Below are 2,969 nucleotides of genomic sequence, written 5' to 3'. Positions count from 1 at the left end.
GCGCTGTCGAACACGACCACCCGCACCGAGCCGTCCTCGCGCAAGGCGGTCAGCAGGGATCGCAGGTCGGCCATGAGCGCGACGTCCAGCACGTTGACCGGCGGGTTGTCGATCGTGACGCGGGCGACGCCGGCTTCGACGGCGACCCGGAGGGTCGGGTAACTGCTGTGGACCACGAGGGCACTCCTGTACGCGTCTGGCAGGCATCCGGGTTTTCGATGTATACCTGAGCTTCAGCCGGACCGCCGCCCGCGTCAATAACGCACTTCGAACACCCCAAGTATCCTGGAGGATACCGTCGTGACCACTTCCGAAACCGGCACCGACGCCACCTACCGGTCCATCGCGGGCAGTGGGAGCGTCTTTCGGGCCGATTGCCCCAGCCGCCCGATCCTCGACCAGATCGCCGACAAGTGGTCGATGATGGCCATGGCCGCGCTCGAAGAACCGCGCCGGTTCAACGAGATCAAGCGCCGCCTCGAAGGCGTCACCCAGCGGGTCCTGACGCGGACCCTGCGCCGCCTGGAGCGCAACGGGATGATCGAGCGCCGCGTCCTGCCGACCTCACCGGTCGGGGTCGAGTACTCGCTGACCCCGCTCGGCGAATCCCTGCGCGAGCCGTTCGGCCGGCTCTACGACTGGACGGTCGCCCACTCCGACGAGATCCGCGCGCGTCAGGTCGACTACGACGGGCGCGCCGGGGAGTGAGCGTTCGGCGTCAGGTTGGTTGGCTTCGAGTCACTGGCTTGGAGTCGACCAAGCACGAGTCACTGACCCAAAGTCAACGACTGTTAAAATGGGATGCCTGAACGCACAGAGGAGCAGGACGTGCCGCCGACCACCCCGACCCGTCGCCGGGCAGCCGCGACCCTGACGCGGGAGAAGGTGCTCGCCGCCGCGAGGGCCCTGTTCATGTCCTCGCCGTACGCCGAGGTGAAGGCGGGCGACATCGCCAAGGCCGCGGGCGTCGCGCACGGCCTGGTGTTCCACCACTTCGGCAGCAAGCAGGGCCTGTACCGGGAAGTGCTGTGCCAGATCGGCCGCGAGGTGCTCGCCCTGCACGTCACGGACCCCGCCATCCCGATGGTCGAACGCGTCAGGCGGTCCCACGCCGCGCACCTGACGTACCTGGCCACCCACCGCGACGTGGCGCTGAACCTCATCCTGCGCGCACCCGGACCGGAGGTCGAGCAGTTCGACGACATCCGCGACCGCGGGAGCCGCGCGCTCTGCGAGAACCTGGGCCTGGACTTCGACCGCCCCGCGGTCCGCCTGGTCGCGCGGCTCCACACGACGGCGGCCAACCAGCTCGCCAGGGACTACCTCGACGGCGGCCACGGGTACGACGCCGAGGTGATCGTGGAGATGTTGATGAAGGTGCTGGTCGGGGCGCTGCGCGCCGCGCAGGCCGCCGACCCCGGGCTGGACGTCGAACCCGTCGTCCGCGCGCTGGAGACCTCCTAGCGCCCGTTCCCGGGCAGCGCACGTCGTCGCCCCCGGACCGCCCTGCGGAACGATGTGGCGCCATGGCGTCCATCGCGTTGTTCCACTCCGTCCTCGGCCTGCGGCCGGCCGAACTCCTCGCCGCCGAGCGGCTGCGTCGCGCCGGGCACGAGGTCGTCGCGCCCGACCTCTTCGGCGGCGAGACCGCCGCCACCCTCGACCAGGGGTTCCGGCTGCTCGACCGGATCGGCTGGGCGACCGCGGTCGAGCGCGCCCGCCAGGGCATCGCGGACATGCCGGACGAGACGGTGCTCGCCGGTGTCTCCATGGGCACGGGTGTCGTCTCCGACCTCTGGCCCGAGCGCCCCGCGACCGCCGGCGTCCTCCTCCTGCACGCCGCCGCCGACCTCCCCGCCGCCGTCCGGCCGGGTCTCCGGGTCCAGTTGCACGCCGCCGAACCGGACGACTTCGCGCCGCCCGAGCGCGTCGCCGCCCTTCGCCTGGCCGCGCGGCGGGCGGACGTCGAGCTGGAGGTCTTCCGCTACCCGGGCGCCGGCCACTTCTACACGGACCCCGACCTCCCCGACCACGACCCGGCCGCGGCCGAGCTGACCTGGCGCCGGGTGCTGGAGTTCCTCGGCTGAGCCGACCGGCCCGCGCGCCCGGAGGAGGGCCGCACCGGGCCGAGTTGTCATGCAAGCCCTCACTTGCCTATTGTGGGGTCATGGCGGACGACCTCTTCAAGGCGCTGGCCGACCCCACCCGCCGGCGCATCCTCGACGGGCTGGTGGAACGCGACGGCCAGACGCTGTTCGAGATCTGCGCGCGACTGTCCACCCGGCACGGCTCGGAGCTGACGCGCCAGGCGATCAGCCAGCACCTGGCCGTGCTGGAGGCGGCGGGACTGGTCCGCTCGCGCCGCGAGGGCCGCTACAAGTTCCACGACCTGAACACCGAACCGCTCGAGCACGTCGTGACTCGATGGCTCAAGCCGAAACCACCGGAGAACACCCCATGAGGATCCACCTGACCAGCGTCTTCGTCGACGACCAGGACAAGGCGCTGCGCTTCTACACCGACGTGCTGGGCTTCGTGAAGAAGACCGAGGTCCCGCTGGGGGCGGACCGGTGGCTGACCGTGGTCTCGCCGGAGCAGCCGGACGGCCCCGAACTGCTGCTGGAGCCCGACGGCCACCCCGCGGCCAAGCAGTACAAGGAAGCGCTGCTCGCGGACGGCATCCCGGTCGCCGCGTTCGCCGTGGACGACGTCCGCGCGGAGTTCGACCGGCTGCGCGGCCTCGGCGTGGTGTTCACCCAGGAGCCGCTGGAGATGGACACCGTCGTCACCGCCGTGCTGGACGACACCTGCGGCAACCTGATCCAGATCGTCCAGCACAAGTAGGACCGGCCCGGTCACCGTCCCGACCCGGGCCTGCGGTCGGGGAGGTTACCGGTGTCGGCGGCCTCCGGGTGCGGGACGTGTGGACGGGTGGGGTGGCGGACGAGGGGTGCTCCACGCCACCCGTC

5 protein-coding genes are annotated in these 2,969 nt (G+C 71.2%); all 5 read left to right on the top strand.

From position 1 onward, the window contains the following. Window positions 1-300: 300 nt before the first annotated feature. Complete coding sequence (locus ACFV4N_RS42170) at window positions 301-708, top strand: winged helix-turn-helix transcriptional regulator (RefSeq protein ID WP_499678305.1); 408 nt, start codon at window positions 301-303, stop codon at window positions 706-708. Window positions 709-801: 93 nt separating this feature from the next. Continuing rightward, entirely contained in the window at window positions 802-1,464 is a 663-nt protein-coding gene (locus tag ACFV4N_RS42165; protein WP_499678304.1) for a TetR/AcrR family transcriptional regulator, read from the top strand. A 62-nt stretch (window positions 1,465-1,526) separates the two neighbouring features. Continuing rightward, window positions 1,527-2,087, top strand: coding sequence for a dienelactone hydrolase family protein (locus ACFV4N_RS42160; RefSeq protein WP_499678303.1), 561 nt, complete (start codon window positions 1,527-1,529; stop codon window positions 2,085-2,087). A gap of 80 nt (window positions 2,088-2,167) precedes the next feature. Further along, the gene (locus ACFV4N_RS42155) at window positions 2,168-2,461 is read left to right on the top strand and encodes an ArsR/SmtB family transcription factor (protein WP_499678302.1); all 294 of its coding nucleotides are present in this window, start codon (window positions 2,168-2,170) and stop codon (window positions 2,459-2,461) included. Further along, window positions 2,458-2,844 carry a VOC family protein gene (locus ACFV4N_RS42150; RefSeq protein ID WP_499678301.1) on the top strand — a complete coding sequence of 129 codons (387 nt, stop codon included), beginning with the start codon at window positions 2,458-2,460 and terminating at the stop codon, window positions 2,842-2,844. Before ACFV4N_RS42155 ends, ACFV4N_RS42150 begins: the two co-directional genes overlap by 4 nt. Window positions 2,845-2,969: the final 125 nt, after the last annotated feature.

The organism is Actinosynnema sp. NPDC059797, assembly GCF_042732085.1.
GTDB lineage: Bacteria > Actinomycetota > Actinomycetes > Mycobacteriales > Pseudonocardiaceae > Actinosynnema.
The sequence above is the reverse complement of the archived record's forward strand: the minus strand, read 5'-3'. Positions and strand labels throughout refer to the sequence as shown.

Excerpts from the sequence above, each read along its gene's own strand:
- ACFV4N_RS42165 (WP_499678304.1), top strand. The coding sequence starts at position 802 with ATGCCTGAACGCACAGAGGAGCAGGACGTGCCGCCGACCACCCCGACC.
- ACFV4N_RS42160 (WP_499678303.1), top strand. The coding sequence starts at position 1,527 with ATGGCGTCCATCGCGTTGTTCCACTCCGTCCTCGGCCTGCGGCCGGCC.
- ACFV4N_RS42155 (WP_499678302.1), top strand. The coding sequence starts at position 2,168 with ATGGCGGACGACCTCTTCAAGGCGCTGGCCGACCCCACCCGCCGGCGC.
- ACFV4N_RS42150 (WP_499678301.1), top strand. The coding sequence starts at position 2,458 with ATGAGGATCCACCTGACCAGCGTCTTCGTCGACGACCAGGACAAGGCG.